23 protein-coding genes are annotated in these 20,950 nt (G+C 69.0%); 12 read left to right on the forward strand and 11 right to left on the reverse strand.

All coding sequences use genetic code 11. The annotated features are described in order from the left end of the window. The first annotated feature begins 39 nt into the window (after positions 1 to 39). The 3 genes from rplQ (at position 40) to ACIPVB_RS04770 (ending at position 2,283) form a co-directional block, all read left to right on the forward strand. Positions 40 to 582, forward strand: coding sequence for a 50S ribosomal protein L17 (gene rplQ, locus ACIPVB_RS04760; protein ID WP_400367370.1), 543 nt, complete (start codon positions 40 to 42; stop codon positions 580 to 582). Positions 583 to 664: 82 nt separating this feature from the next. Further along, positions 665 to 1,522, forward strand: a complete 858-nt coding sequence (gene truA, locus ACIPVB_RS04765; protein WP_400367371.1) for a tRNA pseudouridine(38-40) synthase TruA — start codon at positions 665 to 667, stop codon at positions 1,520 to 1,522. A 68-nt stretch (positions 1,523 to 1,590) separates the two neighbouring features. Beyond that, entirely contained in the window at positions 1,591 to 2,283 is a 693-nt protein-coding gene (locus ACIPVB_RS04770) for an endonuclease/exonuclease/phosphatase family protein (protein ID WP_400367372.1), read from the forward strand. A gap of 97 nt (positions 2,284 to 2,380) precedes the next feature. Here ACIPVB_RS04770 and ACIPVB_RS04775 read toward each other — a convergent pair whose 3' ends face one another. Further along, complete coding sequence (locus tag ACIPVB_RS04775; protein WP_400367373.1) at positions 2,381 to 2,929, reverse strand: hypothetical protein; 549 nt, start codon at positions 2,927 to 2,929, stop codon at positions 2,381 to 2,383. Positions 2,930 to 3,098: 169 nt separating this feature from the next. Continuing rightward, on the reverse strand, positions 3,099 to 4,838 hold the full coding sequence (locus ACIPVB_RS04780) for a DUF4012 domain-containing protein (RefSeq protein WP_400367374.1): 1,740 nt from the start codon (positions 4,836 to 4,838) through the stop codon (positions 3,099 to 3,101). A gap of 279 nt (positions 4,839 to 5,117) precedes the next feature. Between ACIPVB_RS04780 and ACIPVB_RS04785 the strand changes: the two genes are divergently transcribed. Next, positions 5,118 to 5,600: a hypothetical protein gene (locus tag ACIPVB_RS04785; protein WP_400367375.1), complete on the forward strand. Its 483-nt coding sequence runs from the start codon at positions 5,118 to 5,120 to the stop codon at positions 5,598 to 5,600. Here the strand turns inward: ACIPVB_RS04785 and ACIPVB_RS04790 are convergent, their stop codons facing one another. Both ACIPVB_RS04790 and ACIPVB_RS04795 read right to left on the reverse strand, forming a co-directional pair. Continuing rightward, entirely contained in the window at positions 5,601 to 6,719 is a 1,119-nt protein-coding gene (locus ACIPVB_RS04790; RefSeq protein WP_400367376.1) for a hypothetical protein, read from the reverse strand. Then, positions 6,716 to 8,383 (reverse strand): sensor histidine kinase, encoded by a 1,668-nt coding sequence (locus ACIPVB_RS04795; protein ID WP_400367377.1) that lies wholly within the window; start codon positions 8,381 to 8,383, stop codon positions 6,716 to 6,718. Before ACIPVB_RS04795 ends, ACIPVB_RS04790 begins: the two co-directional genes overlap by 4 nt. A gap of 174 nt (positions 8,384 to 8,557) precedes the next feature. Between ACIPVB_RS04795 and ACIPVB_RS04800 the strand changes: the two genes are divergently transcribed. After that, on the forward strand, positions 8,558 to 9,364 hold the full coding sequence (locus tag ACIPVB_RS04800; RefSeq protein WP_400367378.1) for a fructose 1,6-bisphosphatase: 807 nt from the start codon (positions 8,558 to 8,560) through the stop codon (positions 9,362 to 9,364). A 15-nt stretch (positions 9,365 to 9,379) separates the two neighbouring features. Here ACIPVB_RS04800 and ACIPVB_RS04805 read toward each other — a convergent pair whose 3' ends face one another. Beyond that, positions 9,380 to 10,459, reverse strand: coding sequence for a hypothetical protein (locus tag ACIPVB_RS04805; protein WP_400367379.1), 1,080 nt, complete (start codon positions 10,457 to 10,459; stop codon positions 9,380 to 9,382). Positions 10,460 to 10,600: 141 nt separating this feature from the next. On the opposite strand from ACIPVB_RS04805, the gene ACIPVB_RS04810 reads away from it, so the two are divergent. After that, positions 10,601 to 12,070: a glycosyltransferase gene (locus ACIPVB_RS04810; protein ID WP_400367380.1), complete on the forward strand. Its 1,470-nt coding sequence runs from the start codon at positions 10,601 to 10,603 to the stop codon at positions 12,068 to 12,070. Positions 12,071 to 12,160: 90 nt separating this feature from the next. On the opposite strand, the gene ACIPVB_RS04815 is transcribed toward ACIPVB_RS04810, so the two are convergent. Then, on the reverse strand, positions 12,161 to 13,096 hold the full coding sequence (locus ACIPVB_RS04815) for a response regulator (RefSeq protein ID WP_400367381.1): 936 nt from the start codon (positions 13,094 to 13,096) through the stop codon (positions 12,161 to 12,163). Positions 13,097 to 13,217: 121 nt separating this feature from the next. Next, on the reverse strand, positions 13,218 to 14,243 hold the full coding sequence (locus ACIPVB_RS04820) for a glycoside hydrolase family 6 protein (RefSeq protein WP_400367382.1): 1,026 nt from the start codon (positions 14,241 to 14,243) through the stop codon (positions 13,218 to 13,220). 74 nt (positions 14,244 to 14,317) lie between these two features. On the opposite strand from ACIPVB_RS04820, the gene ACIPVB_RS04825 reads away from it, so the two are divergent. Further along, complete coding sequence (locus ACIPVB_RS04825) at positions 14,318 to 14,632, forward strand: ATP-dependent DNA ligase (protein ID WP_400367383.1); 315 nt, start codon at positions 14,318 to 14,320, stop codon at positions 14,630 to 14,632. A 42-nt stretch (positions 14,633 to 14,674) separates the two neighbouring features. On the opposite strand, the gene ACIPVB_RS04830 is transcribed toward ACIPVB_RS04825, so the two are convergent. Next, on the reverse strand, positions 14,675 to 15,130 hold the full coding sequence (locus ACIPVB_RS04830) for a MarR family transcriptional regulator (RefSeq protein ID WP_400367384.1): 456 nt from the start codon (positions 15,128 to 15,130) through the stop codon (positions 14,675 to 14,677). A 189-nt stretch (positions 15,131 to 15,319) separates the two neighbouring features. On the opposite strand from ACIPVB_RS04830, the gene ACIPVB_RS04835 reads away from it, so the two are divergent. After that, positions 15,320 to 15,646: a hypothetical protein gene (locus tag ACIPVB_RS04835; RefSeq protein ID WP_400367385.1), complete on the forward strand. Its 327-nt coding sequence runs from the start codon at positions 15,320 to 15,322 to the stop codon at positions 15,644 to 15,646. Between the two features lies 1 nt (position 15,647). Here the strand turns inward: ACIPVB_RS04835 and ACIPVB_RS04840 are convergent, their stop codons facing one another. Beyond that, a complete protein-coding gene (locus ACIPVB_RS04840) occupies positions 15,648 to 15,941 on the reverse strand; it encodes a hypothetical protein (protein WP_400367386.1) in 294 nt (97 codons plus the stop codon). Positions 15,942 to 16,093: 152 nt separating this feature from the next. On the opposite strand from ACIPVB_RS04840, the gene ACIPVB_RS04845 reads away from it, so the two are divergent. From ACIPVB_RS04845 to ACIPVB_RS04860, 4 genes are all read left to right on the forward strand, one after another. Next, positions 16,094 to 16,471, forward strand: a complete 378-nt coding sequence (locus ACIPVB_RS04845; protein ID WP_400367387.1) for a MauE/DoxX family redox-associated membrane protein — start codon at positions 16,094 to 16,096, stop codon at positions 16,469 to 16,471. A 2-nt stretch (positions 16,472 to 16,473) separates the two neighbouring features. Beyond that, positions 16,474 to 17,016: a 2'-5' RNA ligase family protein gene (locus ACIPVB_RS04850; RefSeq protein WP_400367388.1), complete on the forward strand. Its 543-nt coding sequence runs from the start codon at positions 16,474 to 16,476 to the stop codon at positions 17,014 to 17,016. Continuing rightward, positions 17,010 to 17,387, forward strand: coding sequence for a PPOX class F420-dependent oxidoreductase (locus tag ACIPVB_RS04855; protein WP_400367389.1), 378 nt, complete (start codon positions 17,010 to 17,012; stop codon positions 17,385 to 17,387). The genes ACIPVB_RS04850 and ACIPVB_RS04855 overlap by 7 nt, the downstream gene beginning before the upstream one ends. Before the next feature lie 244 nt (positions 17,388 to 17,631). After that, the gene (locus ACIPVB_RS04860) at positions 17,632 to 18,621 is read left to right on the forward strand and encodes a helix-turn-helix domain-containing protein (protein ID WP_400367390.1); all 990 of its coding nucleotides are present in this window, start codon (positions 17,632 to 17,634) and stop codon (positions 18,619 to 18,621) included. A gap of 31 nt (positions 18,622 to 18,652) precedes the next feature. Here the strand turns inward: ACIPVB_RS04860 and ACIPVB_RS04865 are convergent, their stop codons facing one another. After that, the gene (locus ACIPVB_RS04865; RefSeq protein WP_400367391.1) at positions 18,653 to 19,618 is read right to left on the reverse strand and encodes an LLM class F420-dependent oxidoreductase; all 966 of its coding nucleotides are present in this window, start codon (positions 19,616 to 19,618) and stop codon (positions 18,653 to 18,655) included. 118 nt (positions 19,619 to 19,736) lie between these two features. Beyond that, positions 19,737 to 20,759, reverse strand: coding sequence for a TerC family protein (locus ACIPVB_RS04870; protein WP_400367392.1), 1,023 nt, complete (start codon positions 20,757 to 20,759; stop codon positions 19,737 to 19,739). Positions 20,760 to 20,950 lie beyond the last annotated feature (191 nt).

Raw genomic sequence — 20,950 nt, forward strand, 5'->3', positions numbered from 1 at the left:
GTCGGACCCCGAACGAACCTTTCCCTGGAGTAACAAGACATGCCCAAGCCCACGAAGGGTCCCCGCCTCGGAGGCGGCCCGGCCCACGAGCGTCTGCTTCTCGCGAACCTCGCGGCAGCCCTGTACACGCACAAGTCCATCAAGACGACCGAGACCAAGGCCAAGCGCCTGCGTCCGCTCGCCGAGCGCCTCATCACCTTCGCCAAGCGCGGCGACCTGCACGCGCGTCGTCGCGTGCTGAGCGTGATCGGCGACAAAGAGGTCGTTCACACCCTCTTCACCGAGATCGCGCCCCTGGTGGCCGAGCGTGACGGCGGCTACACCCGCATCACCAAGGTCGGCAACCGCAAGGGCGACAACGCCCCCATGGCCGTGATCGAGCTCGTCCTCGAGCCCGTCGCGAAGAAGGCCTCCCGCACGACCGCGGCGGCGCCCGCCGCTGCCGCCCCCGCCGCCGAGGAGCCCGCCGCCGAGCAGCCCTCGACCGATGAGGCTGCCGAGGCCGGCGCCGAGTCGCCCGCCGAGGGCGCGGCCGCAGAAGCTGCCGCCGACGACGCCGTCCAGGACGACGCCAAGGCCTGAGCATCGTGCTCGTACGAAGCCCCCACCCCCTCGGGTGGGGGCTTCGTCGTTTCCGGGCCGCGGACGCTCGTAGGCTGATGGGGTGCGCATCCGTCTCGACATCGCCTACGACGGCACGAACTTCCGTGGCTGGGCGCGTCAACCGGGACTCCGCACCGTCCAGGGCGAGCTCGAGGAGGCGCTCGCTCGCATCGTGGGAGGCTCGCCGCGGCTGATCGTCGCCGGCCGAACCGATGCCGGGGTGCACGCGTCGGGTCAGGTGGCCCATCTCGACCTCGATGCCGATCAGGTCGCGCGCGTGCCGCGCCGTCGCCGCGACGGCGATGAGGCCGATGCGGTGGCCGCGCTGGCGGGGCGACTCCGCGGCGTACTGGGTGCCTATCCGGACGTCACCGTCCGTCGCACTGCCGAGGCGCCCGAGGGCTTCGACGCCCGGTTCTCTGCCGTGTGGCGTCGTTACTCGTATCGCTTGGCGGATTCGATGACGCGCTACGACCCGCTCGCTCGGCAGTGGACGACGACGGTACGCAGCGCGCTCGACGTCGAGGCGATGGATGCCGCTGCGAGCCGACTCATCGGACTGCACGACTTCGCGGCCTACTGCAAGGCGCGCGACGAGGCGACGACGATCCGCACCCTGCTCGAATACGACTGGCGTCGCTCGGACGACGGGGTTCTGATCGCCAATGTCCGGGCGGACGCCTTCTGCCACAGTATGGTCCGCGCACTCGTCGGCGCGTGTGTGGCCGTGGGGGAGGGGCGCATCGCGGTCGACGACGTCGTCGCCATCCGCGACGCCCGGCTGCGCATCCCCGAGACCAAGGTCCTGGCCGCGCGCGGTCTCGTGCTGGCCGAGGTCGGATATCCCGCTGACGATCTGCTGGCGGCACGCGCCGAGCAGACCCGCAATCGTCGGGATGCCGACGACCCGGCATCCTGAGTCACCCGTCGTCTGCGGGTGCAACCCCTCGGCTGCGGCATCCGTCCCCGCCGTAGGCTGTCCAGGCCATGAAGGTCATCTCGTACAACCTCAACAAGCACCGCGCGGCCGGTGAACTCATCGATCTCGTCGAAAAGCACGAGGCCGATGTCCTGTGCCTGCAGGAGTGCGACTCGAGCGACATCCCTGACCGCATCGGGGGCCTGCGCCTCGCTGAAGCGACCCAGCGCAACCGGCTGGGTCTCGCGGTCTACTATCGCGAGAACACGTTTCGTGCCGAGGATGTCCGCACCATCGGATTGAAGAAGTCGCTACACGACTACGTCCTCAAGCCGGCCGAGGAACGCATGCTGGGCGTGAGGCTGCGGGACATCGATCACGGTCGGGACGTCATCGTGGCGTCGTTTCACGCGGCACCCTTGACGGCCTTGAACTCGCTTCGACGGCACCAGATCCGAACCGCTCTGTCGGAACTGCAGGACTTGGGGCCGAACATCCCCGCGCTGATGGTGGGTGATTACAACTACCCCGTGTTCAAGGAGAACCTCGGCCAGAAGGTCCGTGACCAGGGATACGAGCTCACCTTGAGTGACGCCAGAACCTACACGCGCTATCGGTTCTTCCGGGGGCACTACGACTTCGCGACCTCGGTCGGCTTCGATATCGCGCACATCAAGACGCTGCCGCAGGGGCTGAGCGATCACCTGCCGATCCTCGTCACGGCCGAGGTGACGGCCAGTCACATCGGCGGAGGGGTGTGAGGAGCGTTCGCCCTGTCGCGGTCACCGAGGTCGCCGTGGTTCCGTGAATGCCGAGGGGGCCCCGGCGTGCGACGGGGCCCCCGGTGCGGTGCCTGATTCAGCGGTGCGTCGTACGACGACGGCGACGGACGGCCGCCCCGGCGACAACGGCACCGCCGGCAACGACGAGACCGGTACCGGCGAGCCAGATACCCGTCGAGGTGCTCGCGTCGAAGCCGGTGACCGCCAGGCCACCCTTCGCAGGTGAGGACGGGGAACCGGTGACGGTGACGGAACCCCGCAACACGGTTCCGCTGCGGGCTCCGGTGAAGGTGACGTCGTAGCGCCCGCGCGCGTTCTGGGGGAACGTGACAGGGACGCGGAGGTCCCCGTTGACGGCCTTACTGCGCAACGAGGTGTTGGTCTGAACGACCGAGGCGAGGGTGACCCCGTTCGCATTGGTCCCGGTGATCGAGATGAGGATGTCTTCGTCGCCCTGCAGCGCGGGGCGACTCGTCGTGAACGTCGTCTGCCCGCCCGCGGGGATGACCGACGGCGTCGCGATGACCGTGACGGGGTCGACGTAGGCGTTGGCGGCCGTCGGAGCCATCACCGCGGCCGCGGCGATCGACACCGCGACGATAGCTCGGAGGATCGTGGTCTTCATGGTGTGCCCCATCTGCTGTGCGTGGTCGAGCCGGTCGAGCGAGTCGCGAGCTTCGCCGCGCTTCGCATGGCCCTGTCCGGAATTCTCCTGCCGAGGAACCGTCGTTCCCCCGGAGAGCGGCCGGGTTTCACGAACAATCGGCGCGGACTTCACCTGGTGTCCTCCCTCTTCATCGCCCCGAGCCGGGAGGGAAACGACATACGCCTTGGATGGGCACATGGTCGGGGTCCCGTGTCGGCGTCGACACGGCATCCAGGATCGCTGTGAACGGCAGGGTCACCTCGAGATCGAGCGTGGCGCTGCGTCCCGGAGAGAGCTCGACCGACCACTTCACGACGGTGCGGCCGTCGTGAGTGCCACCCGCGAAGCCAGGCGGGATCGCGCTGCCGCTCGACGAGCGTTGGTCGACGACCGACGCGCCCGGGGGGAGGTACACGTAGACACCCGTCACGACGTCGCCCGCGGGGACGCCGTACGCGCCGTCGCCGGTGACGTAGGGCGGCAGCATCGCGGGATCGGGCGCATCGCTGCGGAGCTCGACGTGCACCGAGGCCGTCCCCGGGGCGCACCACGCCGTCTCCACCCGGGGGTTCAGGTAGTAATCCATCTTCGACCCCGTGCCGTCGTTGAAGTAGACCCCGATGGTGGAGCGCGCCGCGTCTGACACGGGCAATACTCCCTGCAGCGTGGTGCCGTCCAGGACGGCCTGTGCCGCGGCATCCGCATTCCAGATCAGGAGCCGCCGCTCGGTCGACGCGCGCGTGAGCGCGTGGACGAGGGCGACGGGGTCCGCCCGCCCCCGGGCGAGCGCGTCGAAGACCGCCGCGGAGGCCGATTGAAAGAACGCGTCCTGCGCCTCCGGATCGGCGAAACGCGCGTAGACGTCATGCAGCAGCAAGGGGACCGCCGTGTCGGCGGTGATCTCCTCTCCGGAGGGGAGTTCGATCGGACCGGTCGCGCGCAGCAGGTAGGACAGGGCGACGGGATCCACCGCGACCACCGCATCCACGCTGGTCCCGTGCACCCGACGCCACATCTCGCGCGCGAGGGGTGCACCCACGGTGAAGTCGGGGACCTGCGTCGTGTTCTGGATGTAGCGGGCCGGACGTGTGTCGTACAGCGTCCGGACGTCGTCCGGCAGGGCGGCCACCGGATGCGCGCTCAGTTCGGCGAAATCGCCGGAGGATGCCTGGGCCGAGAGGCTGAGGCGTCCCCCCAGCGCATCGATCTGGGCCACCGCGCCGACCACGCCGCCGAGTGAGCGCCACTCCGCGTTGTTCTGGAAGAGCACCAGGGTGGATCGCGGCCCCTCGGCCCCGAGCATGAGCGGGACCAGGATGGTCGCGCGCCGCAGGTCATCGGCACGATCGGCGCCGGTGCTCAGGATCTCGGCGGTGTGGGCGACGCCCGAGGACACACGTCCGAGCAGGGGAGCGTGATCGATTCCCTCCACCTCTTCGGCGCTGCGTCGCAGTGCCGTCGAAGCGGCGGCCGCGGCCGGCGCGGCCGCGGCGATGCGGGCGACGTCGACGACCCCGCCCGAAGGCCGCAGCGCGGCGGCCGAGATCTCGTCGGCGACCGAGAGGAGGGGGATGAGGCCTTCTCGGACGGCGTCGTCGGCCGCCGCGGCCGTGCGGGAGACGGCATCCAACTGCGGACCGATCCAGGGCACCATCTCTGCCGCACGCCAGATCGGATCGCTCGTCAGGGCGCGGGCGGCGGCGGTTTCCCCGCCCGCCGGGGTGAGCATCGACACCGCGACCTCGGGGTCTTCGACCGCCTCCGCGGCGGCGGCCACGGTGGATCGCGCCGCGGTCAGGTGGTCGGCGGCGAGCGCCAGGCGGACACCGACCCACAGCCCCGCCGCAGCTCCGAGTGCAACGGCGACGATCACCGCTGCACCGACCACGCGACGGAGGCGGGGAGGACGGGAGCGAGACGGGGACCTGTCGACCACCCGGCCACCATAGACGCGGCGTCTCGGCGAGTACGTCACCGGTCGGACACGACACCTACACTGAGAAGACGATCCGGGGGAGTGTTCATGGGCGTCGTAGGACCACGAGGCAAGTGTGCCGCTGTCGCGGCGCTGATGGGCGGATCGCTGCTCCTGCTCAGCGGGTGTGGAGCTCCTCCGTGGGCGCAGGGCGGCGGGCAGGAGCCGGCGGCGACGACGTCCGCGCCCTCCATGACCGCGGCGCCGCAACCGGTTCGCAACGACCTGTCGAGCGGCTCCACCCAGCGCACGCTGACCGCCGGTGCGGTGGGGGCGACCGTCGACTACTGGTCGACGCTGTCGATGGACCGCTGGACGCCGACGGCGCTCAAGCCCGTCAGCTTGTCGATGGTGACGACCGTCACCCCCGACGACGGGCAGAAGGTCTACCTGCAGCGTGCCACGATGACCGCGGTGCCCGGGAACGCCTCGCAGTCGTTCTCGCCGCTCGCCGCACAGGTCGATCAGACCGATGCGCCCGGGTATCTCGTGCTCGCGCCGTACAGCTATTCGCAGACCTTCAACGTCGGCGAGGTTCCCGCCGACGCGACGTTTGTCACCCTGCAGTTCACCTACGAGTACCTCGTCCAGTCGACCCCGACCTCGAGCGAATTCGCCAAGCAGACCGCGAGCGACACGATCACCGTCGCCATCGCCGGCGGTGCCGACGGCTGATCAGAGCCGCACGCGTTCCCACCTGTCTCCGCCTCGTCGGGTGGCCGCTGTGACGGCCTCGTCCGCGGCCGACATGAGGGCACGCAGGTCGAAGTCCCCGGTCTCGGCCGGTACCCAGCCGATGCTCGCCGACAGCTGCACGTCCACGAGGGCGGACGCGTCGAGCTCGGTGACCGCGCGCAGAACTCCCCGGACGTGCTCGCGCAGGACGGAGTCGGGGCGGCACACGACGGCGACGATCCGGCCGCGCGTCTCGCTGCCGAGATCGGTTTCGGCTGGAAGGGACTCGGCGACGGTCGTCTCGAAAGCCGCCGCGACGCGCTGCCACGCGTTCTCTCCGGCGGCACTGCGCACCTGGGCCGGATCATCGAGTCGGATGCTGAGCACCGCCCAGTTCGGCTCCTGCGCGCGTGCCGCCCGCCGGAGCCGATCCGACGCGGTCACCACGAAATGCGGCCAGTTCGCCGCCGAATCGCGCCCGCTGGGCGATACCGAGGTGAAGTACAGCAGCGACACGGTTGCGCAGACGAGGAACACCAGCATCGCCAGGCCGTTGATGACACGGGCCAGGGCGAGATCGCCGATCGCAGCAGGGGCGGCCAGGCCCGAGACCAGGATGGCCACCCCGACGGCGACGAACGCGACGGAGACGACGGAGAGGGGGAGTGCCAGACGTTCGAGCCGGTCCGCCGCCCGTCGGAGCTCGGCGACCGTGAGCCCGGCGAAGACGGACGCGCCGACGAAAGCCAGACGGAAGCTCAGGCCGTACGCGCTGGGATCGGTGACCGTCGTGAAAACGGCGGCGGTCGCGACGGCGTAGAGGCCGCCGATCCAGGGCAGAGCCCGCACGCCCCGCCGTGCACGGAAGCCGGACCAGATGAGTGCGGGAGCGCCGAGCATGAGCCCCAGGCCCGCGCGTCGCACGCCCTCGTCGCCGACGATCGCGCCGGTGACGGACACCCAGGTGCTCGTCATCGCCAGGACGAAAGCCAACGACCACAGCAGCGCTGAGCGCGACGGTCGATGCAGGAACCCCAGCCCGATGACCATCACCGTTCCGAGGGTGGCCACGGTGGCCTGAGCCAGTCCGAGATTCGCCAGGACGTCCGTGGGCATCATGCGGCTGCGGAGTCATTTCGGGTCGGGAGAACCACCGTGACCGTCGTTCCCGAGCCGAGTTCGCTCTCGAGGAAGAGCGACCCACCCTGGTCCTCCACGATGCTGCGGATGATCCCCATCCCGAGACCGGTCCCCGGGGTCGAGCTCTCGCGCACCGCGCGCGCTCGGAAGTACGGATCGAACACACGCGCCAGGTCGTCGGGGTGGATGCCGATGCCCGTGTCGGAGAAGCGCAGGATGACGTCATCGTGAGAGACCTCGCCCGAGATGCGGATCGTCCCGCCCGCGGGCGTGTACTTGATGGCATTGCTCAGGATGTTGTCGAAGGCCTGGCGGAGGCGGAACGCGTCTCCGGCGACCTCGGCGGACGCCGGGAGGTCGTCGACGACGCTCACCCGGCGCGCGCTCGCCGCGGGGCGGAAAGACGCCAACGATGAGGCGATGATGCGGCTCGCATCGGCCGCGGCCGGAGCAGCCGAGTCGCGGAAGACCCCTCTCGACGTCGCCAGGATCTCGGAGATGAGCTTCTGCATCCGTTCTCCGGCGCCCGCGATGACCTCGAGCTGTTCGCGCACCTTCGGGCTGAGGGTCGGGTCGTCCAGGGCCAGATCGGCGTGTCCGACGATCGCGGTGAGCGGGTTGCGCAGCTCGTGCGAGACGGTGGCGGCGAGCCGCTCCCGGGCGCGCTCGGACTCGATCAGCGCGGTGATGTCGTGGACGATGAGCAGAGTGCTCTCGGGCTCGTCGGACGAGATGAGCAGGCGCGTCGAAGCCGACAGGGCGTGCCACTCGCCGTGGGGGTCGAAGAGCCACACCCGTTCATCGTCGAACTGCTCGCCTCTGGCTGCGCGGGCGAAAGGTCGCTCGGAATCCGGGAGCGGATCGCCGCGAAGGGTGGCGTACTCGACGGCGCTCCCGGGACGCTGCGGCTCCTCGCGGTCGACGCCGTAGAGCGCCACGTACGTGTCGTTGAGGGCGAGGACTTCGCCGTCCGCAGAGAGGCGCGCGATGCCCGTGTCCAGCCCGTTGAGCATCTGCGACACCCGCCTCTCCTGGCCCGAGACGCGCTGCAGCGTGCCCTGAAGGCGGCTCGCCTGTCGGCGAAGCAGCTGCTTGAACGCGCGGGTCTGTCGAGCGGACAGATAGGACGTGATCGCGATGAAGGTCAGCGAGAGCAGGACCACGATGAGTCGGAGCGCCGACGTGGGGCCGGCGTCGTTCAGGGTGGTGTCCACGACGATGATGACACCCACGGCAGCCAGGGCCGAGATGAGGTAGGCGAGGGTGAAATGCGTGGCGATCCAGATGATCGGGAAGACCCAGAAGAACCCGAATCGCAGGTCGGTTCCGAAACTGAGCAGACCGATGCCCACGATGTCGCCGAGGGGCATGATCGCAACGGCCCCGCGGGGGACACGATGCCACGGGACCACCATCGCCAGGGCCGTCAGGGCGATGATGATCCCCACTCCCGACGAGAACGGCCAGTGGGTGAACAGGGAGGGCTCGAGCGCCTGGACGAGCAGGACGGTGATGACCACACTCGCGCCCAGGACCAGCTGGAGCAGCCAGACCGAGCGGGTGCGACTGCTCGGTGCTTCCGCCTCGTCGTGCGGGATGCCATCCGCAGGAAGCGCCGGGGGGACGTTCCTCAGGGATGCCATGAGTTCGAGTGTATAGAGAGTGGTGTAGTCTTCTGCGCGCCATCCTGTCTCTGCTCGCCGCTCGTGATCCCGCGTCACGACGCCCGGTCAGACTCCCCCTGAGGCCTGCATCCCGCAGCGTGATGGTCGTTCAGCGACCTCGGCGCACCTCGCGCCCCTTCCTCAGGAGACCCTGTGAGCCCGACCACTCGCCGACGCCTGCGCGCGTCCGCCCTGGCCCTCTCTCTCACCCTCGCGGCCCCCGTGAGTCTGACCGGGTGCGCGCAGGTCGCGCAGGCCATCAACTCGTTGCCCGGTCAGGTCGGCGCCGGCTCGTCCGTCGTCGTGGCGACACCCGTCCCGCAGGCCACGGACGACGCCCGGCCCTTCGACTCGCAGTTCACCTATGACGGGTCGGTGTCCTTGACGTCCGAGGTGGCGGACGGCCTCGACCTACGCCTGGACGTCTGGGCGGTCGAGCCGAAGCGCACCCGCGAGTGGACCCCCACCAATGAGAAGCAACTCGGTTTCGCCGTCAACGTCGTCGATCGACGCGTCGACGAGAAGGCCGTGCTGGCCCAGAAGCGACGCGTATACGTGTCGTCGATCTCGGTCACCTCGCAGACGGCGCAGACCGGCGGTCAGGTATCCAATCCCTTTCAGTTCAGCGCCGACCCGCGCACGCTCGTGCCCTCCGACACGCTGCGCTCCGATCGAGGGCTGCTCCTGAACAGCTTCCAGGGCGGGCTGCTCGTGCCGACCACGTCGATCCGCCAGCTCCCCGTCGACACGTACGGCATCACGCTCGAGTTCGCCCTGAACGTGGCCGTCGAAGGGGCCGCGAACACGGACTCCTCGTTCTCGCAGCAGACCGTCTACCAGTACCTGCCCATCGCGATCTTCGCCGACGAGGGGCAGGCCGCCGGCGCCGGTCAGACCGCGGGCACCTCGGGTGGCAGCGGTCGCGCTCCCGGCTGGGGCCAGACGGACGGTCAAGGCTGACCCGCGCGGGTCGGGTCAGGTCGCGCCGGGGTACCCCAGGCGCGACCGGAGGCTCCGACTCTCCATCAGCAACGACAGGTCGTCCACGTCCGTGATCGCATGGTGCTCGAACCACAGGTCCGGCACGTCGTCGTAGTCGATCGAGGGCATGCGGCGGGCGAAATACCGTCGGACCGACTTCTCGATCTCGGCGGTGCCGAGGGTTGCGGCCGCAACGGCGAAGACGGTGTCGCGTACCGGCATCCCCGTCACCGCCCCGTCGAGAGCGTCGTCCAGCGACTCAGCGACGGTCTTGAGGATGACGTCACCGCGTTCCACGCTGTGCGCGGCACGGATGAGATCGATCTCGGGTACGCGCACCAGCGTGGCGCGGACGGTCGCGTGCGCGCTCCGGAGCCGGAGGGCCTGACGACGTAGCGCGCCGCGGTCGTGCGCGCGCGTGCCGGGAGTGGGCGCATCATCGAGTTGTCGGCCCAAGAGCACGGCCCCCACCGAGACGAGCACGATCGCGACGGCGCTGACCGCCGCTGTCGCCTGGGCCGAGACCGGCCCCACGGACGTGATCACACGCGTTCCGAAGACCGCGACAGCGGCCAGACGCACGAGGTTGAAGACGGCGTAGACGCTCAGCGTCCACGACAGCAGACGAGCTGCCCGCAGATCGCCGAGCGGTCGGCGCGCGCATTCGAGCGCCCCGAGGGCGCCGAACACGACCAGCCCGGCCGTTTTCAGAAGTGTCGCATCATCCAGGGGCACCAGGAATGTCAGGCCGAACATCAGGATGGCGCCGGCTCCCGTGCTGACGGCGCCGACGGCACGGCGGTTGTTCAAGCGCCGCGCCCCCGCCCAGAGCAGGCCGGCGGCGAGCAGGTTGGTCGCATTGCCGGCGGCGGCGGCCCCCACCCCGCCCCCGGCCGCCTCGAGCACGTTCAGACCGCCGCATGCCAGAGCAGCGACCGCGGCCATCCCGAAGTGCCGGACCATGTCGGCGCGCGGACCGCCGCGATCGTCCTCGGGGCGCCCGTGGGCGAGGATCAGCATCGTGAGGGCGACACCGGCGGCGAGGATCGAGGCGAGCAGGGCGAGGACGATCACGTGTCGTCTCCTTCTGCGGCGCCGACGCAATCTTGAGGGAATCTTGCGGAGACGGTCGTCGTGGGAGGCGGTCGTCTTGCGGCGAACCTACCAGAGTGAGACATGGCAGATACGCCACTACACCGACAGGAAGACACGGCCATGACGGATGCGCGCAGCTTCACCCCCGACGCTCGGGAATTTAGCCTGCACTCGCGTGAGCTGACGGCGGGCGAAGAGCACGGCTTCGCCGACGACTTCGCCGCGGTCCTCGAGAACACGTCGGTGCACCGCTCGACGATCGGCTGTGTCATCCCCGCGTACAACGAGGAGGAATCGATCGCCGACGTGATCGAGGCCCTCCTGGCGCAGACGCGGGTTCCGGACGTCATCCATGTCGTCGTCAACAACACCTCGGACGCGACCGTGAAGATCGCCTCCGAGTACAGCGGGCCGCACGAGATCCACACCGAGCTGGGCGAGCAGTTCACCGAGGTCTTCGTTCACGACATCGGCAAGAACCCCGACAAGAAGGTCGGAGCGCTGAACTACGGCTACTCGCTCGTCGAGGGCTACGACTACCTGCTCGGCGTGGATGGCGACACGATCGCCGACAGCAAAGCCGTGGAGTATCTCGAGACTGAGGCCGTGTCCGACTCGCGCATCGGCGGTATCTCGGCCATCTACACGATCGACGACAAGCCGATCAAAGGCCTGATGGCGCGGTTCCTGACGGCGGGCCAGCGGACGCAGTTCGCCGCCTTCAACCTGCAGAACATGCTGCGCGGACGCAACATGGCCGTGCTCGGGGGCCAGTTCTCGATCTTCTCCACCAACGCGCTGCGCGATGCCATGAAGCAGAACCATCAGTCCACCCCGTGGGTCAAGGATTCCGAGGTGGAGGATTCGCTGCTCTCGCTGCAGATCAAGAGCGCCGGTTACCTGACCAAGATCAGTCCCTACGCCCGCGCCGACGTGGGAGGCATGACCACGCTGTCCGGTTACGACGCGCAGCAGGTGAAGTGGACCTACGGTGCCATCGAGCTGATGTGGCCCGGCCAGCGCGGCGACACCAAGGGACAGCCGTTCCACCCCAACCTGCGCCTGCGCTGGTTCGAGAACTTCGGGATGCTCACCAACCTGTTCGTGCGCGTGGCGTTCCTGACGCTCCTCGCGGGTTCGCTCTCGATCGGCGCCTTCGTCTTCTCACCGCTCTGGCTCATCCCGCCGGTGATCGCCATGCTGCTGAACCTCCGCATCGCCCGCACCATGAAGAACGTCAACCGCACCGACATCCTCTTCGCCATCCTCTTCTTCCCCGCCGAGCTGTTCATGTGGATCCGCATCAGCCACTTCGTGCGCTCGTGGACGCGCTTCCTGTCGCGCAAGAAGGTCGACAACTGGGCGATGCAGGCGAAGGCCGAGCGTGGTGGCGGCCTCGGGCACTGGACGCCCATGGTCGTGCTGATCGCCGTGGCCATCGCTCTCGCCGTCATCTGGGTGATGGTCGGCCCGATGGTGCAGTCCTCGATCCTGTGGATCGGATGGCCCATCGTCGGTGTGGTCACGGTCCTGCAGACCCTGCTGATGTTCTCCAAGCTCGTCCGTCGCCAGCACGGCTTCAAGGTCTGACGGACCCATGATCTGACCGCCCGAACGCGTCAGAAAACGGATGCCTCGGCCCTGGGGAGGGTCGAGGCATCCGTCATTCCCGGGCGAGGATCAGGGGGCGGCGAGCAGCTCCGAGGTCAACCGGTAGCCGACGCCGCGCACCGTCTCGATGTACCGCGGGTTCGCGGGGTTGTCGCCGAGCTTGCGGCGCAGGTTGGTCATGTGGGCCTCGATGGCGCGCTTGTCGGCTTCGCCGACGAAGTAGCTCGTGACGTACGACTCGCCACGCAGCACCAAGGTCAGATCGGCTTTGCTGCGCACTCGGCGCTTGGACTCCATGAGAGTTGCGAGAAGGTCGAATTCGGTGCGCGTGAGGTCGAGTTCTTCCCCGGCGACGCGAACCAGGCGGCTGTCCGGATCGAGCTGCAGATCGCGATGCGCGATCCACGTGCCCCCGTTCGGTGCGAGTTCACCGGCGGGCGCGCGGTGTGCGATGTCGGTACCGGCCGACGTCGTTCGCGGTTCCGGCCCCTGCGATGACGGGACGACCACCGCGGCGGTGGGCTGAGGTGCCGGTGCGGAGGCGGGCGTCTCGGGCCGGGGAGCGGGGAACGACGGTCCCACACTGTCCTGGCGGGGGGCGGTGGAGGTTGCCTGGTCTCCACTGCGCGGTCGTCGGAGGAGCGCCTCGATCCGCGCCCGCAGTTCGCGAGGGCGGAAGGGTTTGACGACGTACTCGTCGGCACCCGCTCCGAGGCCGAGGACGACGTCGGCCTCTTCTTCGAGGCCCGTGAGCATGATGATGTAGGTGTCGCTCTGCTGGCGGATGCGACGGGCCGCTTCGAAGCCGTCGATGCCCGGCATGTTCACATCGAGCGTGGTGATGAGCGGCTGATACGCGATCACAGCGCGGACGCCGTCGATGCCGTTGCCGACCGATACAGTCGAGAAACCCGCCGATTCCAACACCTCGACGAGAAGGTGTCTGATGTCGGGATCGTCTTCGACGATGACCGCCGTCTTCAGCAGTTCGGTGCTGTCGCTCATATGGACCCACTCTTCCGGCTTCGCACGAGTTCGTGCCCGCGTACTCCCCCGAGACACGGCGTCGCGACGCGACGAGCGCAATCTTGACACATTTGGGTGCGCATCTCGCGATGCGGTGCCGTCAGCGTTGCTCGCGCGTCAGCTCCGTCGCGGCATCCGGCCACCAGGCACCCGCCTCGGGGCCGCCGTTGCACGAGCCGTCGCTCTCACCGGGTGGCTTGATCCAGAGGTTCGTGTCGACGACGCCGTCGCCGTAGGCTCCGGTCGGGCTTCCGACCAAGCGGCCCGGCGGATTGCACCACTCGGAACCGGCGGGGCCGGCTCCGTTGCGCGAGGTGTCGATCACGGCGTGCAGCCCCCCGAGCTGCTCCGAGAGGGCGTGGGCGTAGTCGAACTCCGCGGCAGTGTCCTGGTAGTTCGAGACGTTGAGGGCCACTCCCCGCACGTCGGACAGCAGCCCGGTGGCACGCAGCAGAGCCGCCATCTCCGGCACGGGATGCCATGCGGAATGACCGCCGTCGAGATAGATCCACGTGTCGATTCCGCGGATGCCGTCGACAGCCGTGCGGAGGAAGCGCGCGCGGTCCTCGATGGACCCGCATGACGAAGCGAGGGCGATGCTGTCGGGCTCGAGGATCACGATCTTGCGGACGTCAGAGGCGTTACGCAGTGCGTCGCCGATGCGAGCCGTCCACTCCCGGTAGGAATCGGGGTCGAGGCCTCCCGCGGAGTGATTCCCGCAGTCGCGATCGGGGAGTCCGTACACGGCGACGGACAGGGTCGCGTCCTGCTCTCGCGCCTCGGCGGCGAGGTGAGCGACGCGATCCCACACCTCGTCGACGGGATCGATCTCGGGGGTGAGCCAGTAGGTCGTGGGCTGAGAGGCGAGCCATTCGGCCGCGGCGTTCTGCTCCGCGTCGCCGTCACCGCGTCGCGCCGCTTGCGCGGCCTTGGATTCGTCGGCGGTGACGATCCGCGTGTCGACGGCGGGGGGCGTCGCGCCGATCGTGCGGAAGAGCGTGGTCACGAGATTGCCCACGACCGCGATCCCCCCGATCAACGCGATGACGACGACGACCGCGCCGACCACGAGGACGGCGCGCGGAATCCGGCGCGTGCGCCCGTTTGGTCGTCGTCTTCTCGCCACGATCCCGACTCTAGTGGAGCGCTCGCCGCAGGGCGCCGGAGTAGCTAGTGTATTCGACGGGATACACTTATATCGTGGGAAAACTGGTTTACAACACGCTCGGTCACTCCTTCGACATCGAGGACCGAACGCTCTCACACCTCCGTGTGGTGTTCATGAACAAGCTGCGTCGTGGCGAACCGTTCATGTTCCATTTCCCGATGGGTGACGGCAGTGGCACGAGGACGCTCTGGATCTCGCCGTCGATCCCTCTCGTGTTCCACTTCTACGGGAGCCGGGCGCCGCAGCTGAACCGACGGTGGGTGGACGATCTCATGAACGAGGCGAGTGCGCCCCAAGGGCTCAGCATCGTCGCGGAACCCGATCCCGAGGCAGCGCCTACCGTCTGAGAGCGGCCGGCTCGCAGGGCCGCGCGCCGCCGCGGTGGATCGTCAGGCGCACTCGGCGTCGACGACCTCGCGCACGCGGTCGAGGAAAGCCGCCACCTGCCCGGCGGCGTCTTCGGGCAGGGCGAGGGCGAACTCGCGGATGCGTGCCGTCACCGGGTCGATGGCGTCCGGGTCGGCGTCTCGATCGAAGGGCACCACGTATTTGCTGCGTCGGTCGGAGGGATTGGCGACGAAGGTGATCAGGCCACCCGCGTGAAGCCGATCGAGCATTCCCGTGACCGACGCGGTGGAGATGGCCAGCGCTTGGGCGATCTCGGTCGGGGTGACCCCGACACCCGCGTCGGCGCGTTCGAGGATGAGACGCATCGCGGCCCGCGCGTTCTCGCTGGGGCCGCAGTCGCTCTGACGACGACGGGCGAGACGTGCTTCGGCGAGGCGAAGGCGTTCGACCGCCCGTGCCGCCGTCGCGGCCTGGTCGTGTTCGATGTCGATCGTCATCAGTCTCCTCGAGCGCTCGGACGCCCCCTCGCGCCATTGTAGTTCGGACGTCGAGATTCCAGTCGACCGTTCTAATCCGGTCCCGGTCTAAAAACCCTCCGTATCGGCCGCATTCGTGGGGCGTTCACTTGCGATAGTTAGGCCGTCTAGTAAAATATGCCGTGCCGGATCATCCGGGAGGAGAGGCTCATGGGCTTGTTGTTCTACGGTTCCTCCGAGAGCCCGATCCGCATTCCGGACCGCGTCCTCGCTCACGTCAAAGTCGTCATCGCCACCAAGCTGCGACGCGGCGAGAGTTTCACCATGACCTGGCGTCACCCCGCCGGGGAGCAGGCGGGTCGCAGCACCATCTGGATCCAGCCCTCGATCCCGATGCGCTTCGTCTTCGGGACGGCCGAACCCGAGATCCTCGACCCGGCCCTCCTGCAGACTTATGCCAACTCGGCGAACTCGTCGAGCGGGCTCACGGTCGACCTCGAAGAGCACCCGGCGGTTGAGCACACCCCGACGCGCTGAGTCAGACGCCCCTCGCGGCGTGGCGATGGGCGATGGCGGACACCCATTCCATCCCAGGGCACGGGGGAGCGGTGCGGCCCCGCATGCGTTCCCACGCTTCGACGTAGATGCCTTCGAGCAGGGCTTCCGCTCGGGATGCCATCCCCGTCAGCGACAGCAGCACGGCGTAGACGCGTGGGGCGGTGACGTCGTAGAAGGCGACGAAGGCGTCGCAGTCGCCCGTCGCGGCACGTCGAAGCAGACCGTCCAGGTCGTCGTCCTTGGTGGCGGGGTTCGCCGCGTCGGTCATGGTCATGGGACACCTCCTTGCTCGACCCAGTCAACCGCGACCGGCGGTCACCGGCCCGGGGTTGCGCAACGCGGCCGGGTGATCTAGCGCACGGGAACCGCTCGGCGGGGGGCGTCAAGCCCGCCCGCGCGGCTCGGGCGGGTCGCTAGCGTGCAGACATGAGATCTGTCGTGCGCTGGGTGTTGGCCCTGGCGATGCTCTTCGCGGGCGTGTCCCACCTCACCTTCGCTCGCAAGGACTTCCAGGCCCAGGTCCCCGATGCACTCGTCGAGAACGGCCCGCTGGATCGCGACGCGGTGGTCGTGGCATCCGGTGTCGTCGAAGCAGCTTTCGGGGTGGCACTGCTCGCCCTTCCCCGCGAGCGGCGGCGCATCGGTGCGGCGCTCGCGGCGTTCTTCGTCGCGATCTTCCCGGGCAACATCGACCAGTGGCGCAAGGGACGTTCCGCCTTCGGTCTCGACACCGACCGCAAGCGTCTCGTGCGCCTGTTCTTCCAGCCCGGTCTCGTCGCCGCGGCCTGGTGGTCGACGCGCTGAGCATGTCGGACGTCGTCAGCCTCGAGCTCACCCTGGACGGCGAGGCGGATGCCGCGGTACGGGCCGAGTGGGAGGCGTTGACGCGGGCGGGCCTGCCCAGCCAGGCGCAGCACAAGGGGGAGAGTAACCGTCCTCACATCACCCTGCTCGTGCGTCCCGCGCTCGCCGAGATCGCGGCGCACGATCTGGAGACCCTGTTTCCGTTCCCACTCACCCTCGGTGCTCCCGTGCTGTTCGGCTCCGGCCGATCGCGGGTCATCGCGCGCTCGGTCGTTCCCACGACTGCGCTCCTGCGCGTGCACCGACGCGTTCATGAACTCGCGGGAGCGGGCGGCGACGCCGACCACACGCGCCCGGGTGCGTGGACCCCGCACGTCACCATCGCCCGCCGTATACCCCTCGACCGCATCGGCGACGCCCTGGCGGCTCTGGCTGAGAGCGGGGCGGACGAGATCCCCGCTCGAGCGGTGGGGCTGCGCCGATGGGACGCGGCATCGCGGACGGTGACGGACGTCGTCGGTCATGGCACGCTGGAGGGGTGCTGACCGACGAAGCGCGCGCCTTCTTGCGCGAGTACCATCTGGCGACCCTCTCGACCGTCGGACGCGACGGCCGCGTCCACGCGGTGCCCGTGGGCTTCACCCACGAGGACGGCATCGTCCGCGTGATCGGCTCGCGCGGGACGCAGAAGTTCGTCAACGCCGCCCGCGATGGGCGAGCATCGGTCTGCTCGGTGGACGGGGCGAAGTGGATCAGCTTCGAGGGGCCGGCCCGGGTGACGGATGACGCGGATGCCGTCGCCCACGCCGTCGAACTGTATGCGGCGCGGTACCGGCAGCCGCGAGTCAATCCCGACCGCGTCGTCCTTGAGATGACCGTCGAGCGGGTCCTCGGAACGGCGGCCTTCCGCTCCTGACCCACCGCTGGACCACGGGACGCGGCCGACCCACCGGACGCGATATCGTTCAGAGGTCACTCCCCGGGCACGGTTTCGAGCGATCGCTCGTCGAGAGAGGGTTCATGCGGGTGGGTTCACGGTCACGGTCGAGGGTCGGCATCCCGTTTGGTCGACGATCTGAACACGTGCGAGGCGAGCATCCGTCCGCGTTGCCGTCCGTCGGCGCGGGTGGTCCCCTCCGGGCAGAAGAGGGGATGCCGTCGTGACCGACTCGACCGTCGAGCACCGCCTCGACGAGGTGCTGAGCGCGCTCGCGCGTCGTGTGCGTCGGCTGCGCGAAGACAGGGACCTCACGCTGGTCGCGCTGGCGTACGAATCGGGGCTGTCCGAGTCCCGACTGCGGGCGCTCGAGGCCGGCCGCACGACGGCGTCGCTGGCCACCCTCGTCGCCCTGGCCGAGACGTTCGAGATCGCGGTCGCCGACCTCTTCAGCGATGCCGAGCGCACCCCGTCCGTCGCGGGGGAGCCGTCGTCGGGGGTCATCCCCGTGCCGGGCGAGGTCGAGTGGGGCGGGGATCTGCCCCCGGCACCGTGGTTGTCGGCCGCACCCACCCCTGCCCCCGCCCCGACAGCCAGTGCCTACGTGGTGCCGAGCGAGGTCGTGTGGGGAGGAGACCTTCCTCCCGCTCCCTGGGTCGACGCCGTCGTCCCGCGCGAGATGCCCGTACCGGGGCCGGACGATCGTTCCCCCGGGTCGGTGCTCGCGCGTCGGGCGGTGTCGGATCGCGAGGTGGGGGAGCGCGTCGCCCCGACGGAGCAGACCTGGGGCGGGCGTCTTCCGGCCCGGCCGCGGGACGCGGACGAAGCGGCATCCTCCCGTTCGGGCGGGGGACAGGCCCGTCCGAACGGACCCTCCGAGCCGAACGCATCCGGCCCGCCCGCTCCTCCGGTCGCGTCGGGGAGGGCGTCCGCCGCCGCCCACGTGCATCGCCGCGCCGCCGAGCAGGGAGTGGGTGGTGCCTCGCGCTACGTCCTCGTCGCCCCGGGGGCCGGTGCTCCGAGAGAGTTGAGAACCTTCGCTGACCTGCGTGCGGGGGTTCTCGCCGGGCGCGACTTCCGTTCCCTGCGGGAATTCGCCGTGGCCGCCGTCACCGAGGCGGACCATCCGCTCCCGGCGGTGGCACGGGTCTTCCGCCTCCCGGTGTGGCGTCTCGAACAGTGGGTCGTCGAGGCCGGGTACACGCCGCGCTGACGGGGCGCGGCCGAAGCCGCACCCCGTCGGTTCAGAGCGCGCGGAGCTTGTCGAGCAGGGGGGCGGCGATCTCGTCGACGAAGCGCCCCTGCTGCGCGTCTCCGACCTGGACGATGGCGATATCGGTGAAGCCCGCGTCGATGAACGGCCGGACGCTCTCGGCGAGCTCGTCGAGGTCGGGTCCGCAGGCGATGGAGTCGGCCACGTCATCGGGGCGGACGAATTGCGAGGCGCCGGCGAAGCCGGCGGGCGTCGGCAGGTCCGCGTTCACCGACCAGCCTCCCGCGAACCACCGGAACTGATCGTGCGCCCGGGCCACGGCCGTCTCTTTGTCCGGATCCCAGCTGATCGGGATCTGACCGATCTTGCGGGACTCGCCGTCGTGGTGCTCGTCCCAGCCCGAGACGATGTCCGCGTCGGGCTCGGTGGTGATGAGGTGGTCGCCCAAGGGGGCGAAGGCCTCGATGGAGTTCTTGCCCGACACGGCGACCCCGATCGGGACGCCACCCTCGGGGGCGTCCCAGACACGCGCCGAGTCGACGCGGAAGTACTCGCCGTCGTAGGTGACGAGGTCGCCCGTGTGCAGGGCGCGGATGATCTCGATCGCCTCGACCAGCATGTCCTGTCGCGCGTGCACGGCGGGCCATCCCTCGCCCACCACGTGTTCGTTGAGGTTCTCCCCGGATCCCAGGCCCAGGGTGAAGCGGCCGTCCGAGAGCAGCTGCAGGGTCGCGGCCTTCTGCGCGACGACGGCCGGGTGGTACCGCACCGTCGGGCAGGTCACGTAGGTCATCAGTTCGACGTCGGTCGTCGCGTGGGCGACGGCACCGAGGACCGTCCAGGCGTAGGGGGCGTGTCCCTGGCTGGTGAGCCACGGCGAGTAGTGGTCGCTCGAGACGAGGAAGTCGTAGCCGGCGCGCTCAGCGCCGACCGCATAGTCCACGAGCGCCTTCGGGCCGCTCTGCTCGGTCATGAGGGTGTAGCCGAATCGCGTCATGCGGGCCACGGTAGGACGAGTCCGCGACGCGCCCGGCGGGGTTGCGTTCCCCCGCGCGATACGGCAGACGACGGCGGGCCCGCGGCCGGGGCCGCGGACCCGCCGATGTGCGCGAGGGTCAGTCTTCGGGCGCGTGGATGACCTTCTCGCCGTCGAAGGTCTCCCGCTCCTTCTTCTGGGCGTCGTTGCGGGTCTTGCGCAGACTCGCGATCGTGGCGACCGCCACCGTCGCGGCGATGAACAGGAGCGAGAACCAGATGGGGATCTCGGGCACCCACAGCAGCGGCTCGCCGCCGTTGATGAAGGGCAGCTCATTGACGTGCAGCGCGTGGAAGACGAGCTTGACGCCGATGAATGCCAGGATGACGGCCAGACCCTGCGCGAGGTAGACGAGCCGCTCCAGCAGCCCGCCGATGAGGAAGTAGAGCTGTCGGAGCCCCATCAACGCGAAGGCGTTGGCGGTGAAGACGATGTAGGCCTCGTTCGTCAGGCCGTAGATGGCCGGGATGGAGTCGACGGCGAAGACGAGGTCGATGAAGCCGATGGCGATGATGACGAGCAGCATCGGAGTGACGAAGCGCTTTCCGTCCTTCTTCACCGTGAGCTTGTCGTCGTTGTACTCCTCGGAGACGGGGAGGACACGACGTACCCACCGCATGAACTTGCCGTTGGCGGGATCGCTGTCGCCGTGCGCGAACGCCTGACGGTAGGCCAGGAAGAGCAGCAGGGCGCCGAAGATGTAGAAGATCCACGAGAAGTTCTCGATCAGCGCGGCTCCCACCGCGATGAAGGCGCCGCGCATGATGAGCGCGATGACGATGCCGATCATGAGCACCTTCTGCTGGTACTTCTTGGGCACCGCGAAGCCGGTCATGATGATGAGGAAGACGAACAGGTTGTCGATCGACAACGCCTTCTCGGTCAGGTAGCCGGCGAAATACTCGCCGCCGTAGGTCCATCCCGAGACGACGCCGATCCCGACGCCGAACAGCAGCGCCAGACCGATGTAGAACGCCGACCAGCGTGCGGATTCGCCGATCGTGGGTTCGTGCGGTTTGCGCACGTGCGCGAAGAACTCGAAGACGAAGAACGCGATGGTGATCGCGATCGTGATGATCCAGATGAGGGGGGTGACGCCCAAGGCGGCCTCCAAGGGAAATAGGTGTACGACGAGACACCAAGGTCTCCTCCACCCGGCGAGATGGGCCGACGTCCCGGGTCCACGATGGCGTGGGCCGTATTGACGAGATCGTCGCGCGGGAGTACTCCCCTTGCGCGAATCGATTGTACGGGACCCGGCTGAGTGTGCGCAGACTGGACACCCGGCGCACC

The sequence above is a fragment of the Microbacterium sp. NPDC090007 genome, from assembly GCF_044748345.1.
Classification (GTDB): Bacteria; Actinomycetota; Actinomycetes; order Actinomycetales; family Microbacteriaceae; genus Microbacterium.

Coding starts and splice junctions, on each gene's coding strand:
- ACIPVB_RS04850 (WP_400367388.1), top strand. CDS start 16,474: ATGTCGGACGTCGTCAGCCTCGAGCTCACCCTGGACGGCGAGGCGGAT.
- ACIPVB_RS04830 (WP_400367384.1), bottom strand. CDS start 15,130: ATGACGATCGACATCGAACACGACCAGGCCGCGACGGCGGCACGGGCG.
- ACIPVB_RS04845 (WP_400367387.1), top strand. CDS start 16,094: ATGAGATCTGTCGTGCGCTGGGTGTTGGCCCTGGCGATGCTCTTCGCG.
- ACIPVB_RS04840 (WP_400367386.1), bottom strand. CDS start 15,941: ATGACCATGACCGACGCGGCGAACCCCGCCACCAAGGACGACGACCTG.
- rplQ (WP_400367370.1), top strand. CDS start 40: ATGCCCAAGCCCACGAAGGGTCCCCGCCTCGGAGGCGGCCCGGCCCAC.
- ACIPVB_RS04795 (WP_400367377.1), bottom strand. CDS start 8,383: ATGGCATCCCTGAGGAACGTCCCCCCGGCGCTTCCTGCGGATGGCATC.
- ACIPVB_RS04835 (WP_400367385.1), top strand. CDS start 15,320: ATGGGCTTGTTGTTCTACGGTTCCTCCGAGAGCCCGATCCGCATTCCG.
- ACIPVB_RS04790 (WP_400367376.1), bottom strand. CDS start 6,719: ATGATGCCCACGGACGTCCTGGCGAATCTCGGACTGGCTCAGGCCACC.
- ACIPVB_RS04785 (WP_400367375.1), top strand. CDS start 5,118: ATGACCGCGGCGCCGCAACCGGTTCGCAACGACCTGTCGAGCGGCTCC.
- ACIPVB_RS04770 (WP_400367372.1), top strand. CDS start 1,591: ATGAAGGTCATCTCGTACAACCTCAACAAGCACCGCGCGGCCGGTGAA.
- ACIPVB_RS04775 (WP_400367373.1), bottom strand. CDS start 2,929: ATGAAGACCACGATCCTCCGAGCTATCGTCGCGGTGTCGATCGCCGCG.
- ACIPVB_RS04865 (WP_400367391.1), bottom strand. CDS start 19,618: ATGACGCGATTCGGCTACACCCTCATGACCGAGCAGAGCGGCCCGAAG.
- ACIPVB_RS04810 (WP_400367380.1), top strand. CDS start 10,601: ATGACGGATGCGCGCAGCTTCACCCCCGACGCTCGGGAATTTAGCCTG.
- ACIPVB_RS04815 (WP_400367381.1), bottom strand. CDS start 13,096: ATGAGCGACAGCACCGAACTGCTGAAGACGGCGGTCATCGTCGAAGAC.